The organism is Guyparkeria sp. (genome assembly GCF_046540515.1).
Lineage (GTDB): Bacteria > Pseudomonadota > Gammaproteobacteria > Halothiobacillales > Halothiobacillaceae > Guyparkeria.
On the sequence record NZ_JBKHFB010000105.1, the window covers coordinates 1 to 4209 of the forward strand.

General features: G+C 65.4%; 4 protein-coding genes. All 4 read left to right on the top strand.

Features of this window, described 5'->3' with window-relative positions; genetic code table 11:
- Positions 1 to 411 (top strand): DUF429 domain-containing protein (locus ACLFRM_RS09090; protein WP_410755421.1); only part of this gene is annotated, 411 nt, incomplete at its 5' end.
- A gap of 143 nt (positions 412 to 554) precedes the next feature.
- On the top strand, positions 555 to 2438 hold the full coding sequence (htpG, locus tag ACLFRM_RS09095) for a molecular chaperone HtpG (RefSeq protein WP_410755422.1): 1884 nt from the start codon (positions 555 to 557) through the stop codon (positions 2436 to 2438).
- 179 nt (positions 2439 to 2617) lie between these two features.
- Complete coding sequence (gene lpxC, locus ACLFRM_RS09100) at positions 2618 to 3535, top strand: UDP-3-O-acyl-N-acetylglucosamine deacetylase (RefSeq protein WP_410755423.1); 918 nt, start codon at positions 2618 to 2620, stop codon at positions 3533 to 3535.
- 181 nt (positions 3536 to 3716) lie between these two features.
- The coding region (locus ACLFRM_RS09105; protein ID WP_410755424.1) for a response regulator at positions 3717 to 4209 on the top strand (493 nt) is incomplete at its 3' end.

The following is a 4209-nucleotide window of genomic DNA, read 5'->3' on the forward strand; positions in this document are numbered from 1 at the left end:
TCGCGGCAGGCGGGTGGGCAGGGCGTCTCGGCTCAGGCATGGAACCTCTTTGCCAAGGTGCGGGAAGTCGACAACCTGCTGCGGTCACGTCCCGAGTGGCGAGATCGGGTGGTCGAGGTCCACCCCGAACTGTCCTTCCTCGCCATGAACGACGACAAGGCATTGCCGGCCTCCAAGCACCGCATCGACGGCATCTATCGCCGGCGCACCTTGATTGCCGAGGCGTTCGGCATGGCCACCATCGAATCGGCGGTGGAGCAACTGGCCGGGACGCGAGTCAAGGAGGACGACATGCTCGACGCGTTCGCGGTGCTCTGGACTGCGCGCCGCTGGAGTGCCGGTACGGGCGAGACCCTGCCGCCCGACCCGCCGGTGGATGCCTGCGGACTGCCAATGCGAATCGTGTTCTGAGGCTTGCGGCAGCCCCGGGCCGCAGTCGGCTGCGCCGCTTCGACTTGAAATCCTGTTGTCCGTCCCTATCTCGTCGCCGACCGTGGCGGCTCCGCCGCCTGTGCGAATTCGAACCCCGAGCGACAACACGGAGACCCGCTTTCATGAGCCAAGCCCAGACGCATGCCTTCCAGACCGAGGTGAAGCAGCTGCTTCGCCTGATGATCCACTCGCTGTACTCCAACCCGGAGGTGTTCCTCCGCGAGCTGATCTCGAATGCCTCGGATGCCTGCGACAAGCTGCGCTTCGAGGCGCTGGCCGACGACGGCCTGTACGAGAACGACAAGGACCTGCGCGTGCGGGTGTCCTTCGACAGCGAGGCCAGGACCGTCACCATCGACGACAACGGCATCGGCATGAACCACGAGGAGGTGGTCGAGCACATCGGCACCATCGCCCACTCGGGCACCAAGGCCTTCCTCGAGCAGCTCGAGGCGGACAAGCAGAAGGATGCCAACCAGATCGGCCAGTTCGGCGTGGGCTTCTACTCGGCGTTCATCGTCGCCGATCACGTCGAGCTGATCACGCGCCGCGCCGGCGTGGGTGCCGAGCACGGCGTGCGCTGGACCTCCACCGGTGAGGGCGAGTACACCATCGAGACGGTCGAGAAGCCCGAGCGCGGCACGCGCATCGTGCTGCACCTGCGCGAGGACCAGCAGGAATTCGCCGACGACTTCCGCCTGCGCTCGGTGATCCGCAAGTACTCCGACCACATCAATTTCCCCGTGCAGATGTGGGTGCCGCCGAAGACCGAGAAGGACGAGGAGGGCAACGAGACCGAGACCCCGGGACGCTGGGAGACCGTCAACGACGCCAACGCCCTGTGGACCCGGCCGAAGAGCGAGATCACGGACGATGAATACACCGAGTTCTACAAGCACGTATCGCACGACTGGGACCCGCCGCTGGCCTGGGCGCACAACCAGGTCGAGGGCAAGGTCGAGTACACCTCGCTGCTCTACATTCCCAAGCGGGCACCGTTCGACCTGTTCGAGCCCGAACAGAGCCATGGGGTCAAGCTGTACGTCAAGCGCGTGTTCATCATGGACGACGCCGACAAGCTGATGCCGCGCTACCTGCGCTTCGTGCGCGGGGTGATCGACTCGGCCGACCTGCCGCTGAACGTCTCGCGCGAGATCCTGCAGTCCAACCGCGTGCTCGACACCATTCGCTCTGGTTCGGTCAAGCGCGTGCTCGGCCTGCTGGAGACGATGGCGAAAAACGAGCCCGAGAAGTACACCGAGTTCTGGACGACCTTCGGTCGGGTGTTGAAAGAAGGGGTGGGCGAGGACTTCGCCAACAAGGAGAAGATCGCCGGCCTGCTGCGCTTCGCCTCCACCCAGGGCGAGGGTGACGAGGAGACCGTTTCGCTGGCCGACTACATCGATCGGATGCCCGAGGACCAGGAGGAGATCTACTACATCATCGCCGACTCCTACCAGGCCGCGATCGCCTCGCCGCATCTGGAGATCTTCCGCAAGAAGGGCATCGAGGTGCTGCTGCTCTCCGACCGGGTCGACGAGTGGGTCATGGCGCACCTGACCGAGTTCGACGGCAAGACACTCAAGTCGGTGACCAAGGCCAAGATCGACGTCGACGAGGAAGACGAGGGTGAGTCCGAGGAGGAGAAGGCCGAGCACGAGGCGCTGATCAAGCGGCTCAAGGACACCCTGGGCGAGGAGGTCAAGGACGTGCGTCGCTCGCGGCGGCTGGTCGAGTCCCCGGCCTGCCTGGTGACCGACGAGGGCGATGTCAGCCTGCACCTGCAGCGCATCCTCGAACAGGCCGGCCAGGCGATGCCCGAGACCAGGCCGATCCTCGAGATCAACCCGGAGCACCGTCTGCTCAAGCAGGCCGAGGGCGAGTCGGACGAGGCGCGCTTCGCCGATATCGCCCACGTGCTCTACGGCCAGGCGATGCTCGCCGAGGGTGGCAAGCTGGCCGACTCGGCCGATTTCGTCAGCCGACTGAACCGGTTGCTGGCCTGAGCGTCGACGTTGCCGACGGGCGCGCGGATCGACACGAACGATCGACGAAAACCCCGGCGCCGCCGGGGTTTTCGTTTGTGTCCCCGCCCGATCCCGCGGGTGGTGGTGATCGGGGCGGTTTTTATCCCATCACAGGCATGCGATAATTATACGATTTACCGGCTTGGGTTCTTACGATCTTGGTTCAGCAACGCACACTCCGTAACACCATCCGCGCCACGGGGATCGGTCTGCACACCGGCGAGCAGGTCCGCCTGACGCTGCGCCCGGCGCCGGTCGACACCGGCATCGTCTTCCACCGGGTCGATCTCGGCAACGACGCGACCATTCCGGGCCATGCCTTCAACGTCGGCGAGACCCAGCTGTCCACCACGCTCGTCAAGGACGGCGTGAAGATATCCACCGTCGAGCACCTGTTGTCGGCGTTGGCCGGGCTCGGTATCGATAACTGCGTGGTCGAGATCGACGGCCCGGAGATGCCGATCATGGACGGCAGCGCCAGCCCGTTCGTGTTCCTGATCCAGTCGGCGGGCATCGAGGAGCAGGACGCGCACAAGCGATTCATTCGCATCCTCGAGCCGGTCGAGGTGGTTGATGGCGACCGCTGGGTGCGCTTCGACCCGCACGAGGGCTTTCGGGTGGCGATGTCGATCGACTTCAACCATCCGGTGCTCGACAAGTCGGCGCGCCTGGCGGAGATCGACTTCTCCTCGACCAGCTTCGTCAAGGAAGTCGCCCGCGCCCGCACCTTCGGTTTCATGAGCGACCTGGAGATGATGCGTTCGCGCAATCTCGCCCTGGGCGGTTCGGTGGACAACGCGATCGTGGTCGGCGAGGAGCACATCCTCAACGAGGACGGGCTGCGCTACGGCGACGAGTTCGTCAAGCACAAGATCCTCGATGCCATCGGCGATCTATACCTGCTCGGCTGCAGCGTGATCGGCAGCTTCACCGGCCACAAGTCGGGGCACGCGCTGAACAACCAGCTGCTGCGTGCGTTGCTGGCCAAGGAGTCGGCCTACGAGGTGGTGACCTTCGAGAACGAGGAGCCGCCCCCGGTGTCCTTCTCCCGCCCGGCAGCGCAGATCGCCGAGTGAGGAAGGGCCCCGATGTGACAGACCCGGCAGCCGCCGGGTTTTTTGATGGTCGGGCCGCGGTGGCAGCCGGTGGACAAGCGGGTGGGATTCGGCAAGACTAAGCGCCGGTTCGACAGGATCGTTGAACCGGCGGCCGACCCCGGGGGTCGGCCAGGCAAACCATCACACAGGGAGACGTGTCATGAGCTACATGCGCCGCATGGGCAGCCTGCTCGGGCTGCGTTCGTCCGCCGACCGCCGCCGCGGTCGTCGCTGGGAGGCCTCGCGCGGTCTGCGCATCCTGGTCATCGATGACTCCAAGACCGTGGTCAAGATACTGAGCCGCATGCTCAGCCAGAACGAGTTCGAGCCGATTGCCGCCGGCGACGCCGAGACCGGTCTGGAGCTCGCCCGTCAGTATCCACCCGACCTGATCTTCCTCGACATCCTCCTGCCCGGGATGAACGGCTTTGCCGCCCTGCGCCGCCTGCGCCAGGGCCCGGCGACCGCCCAGGTGCCCGTGATCATGATCAGCGGCGACGAGCAATCGATGGCCCGCATGGTGCTCGACCGGCTCGGGTCGGACGGCTTCATGAAAAAACCCTTCGGGCGCGCCGAGGTGTTTGCCCGCATCGAGGGATTGGTGCGCAACGGGCGACTGCCCCAACGGCTCAATCCCTCCGCCTTCGACCGCC

Coding starts and splice junctions, on each gene's coding strand:
- htpG (WP_410755422.1), top strand. CDS start 555: ATGAGCCAAGCCCAGACGCATGCCTTCCAGACCGAGGTGAAGCAGCTG.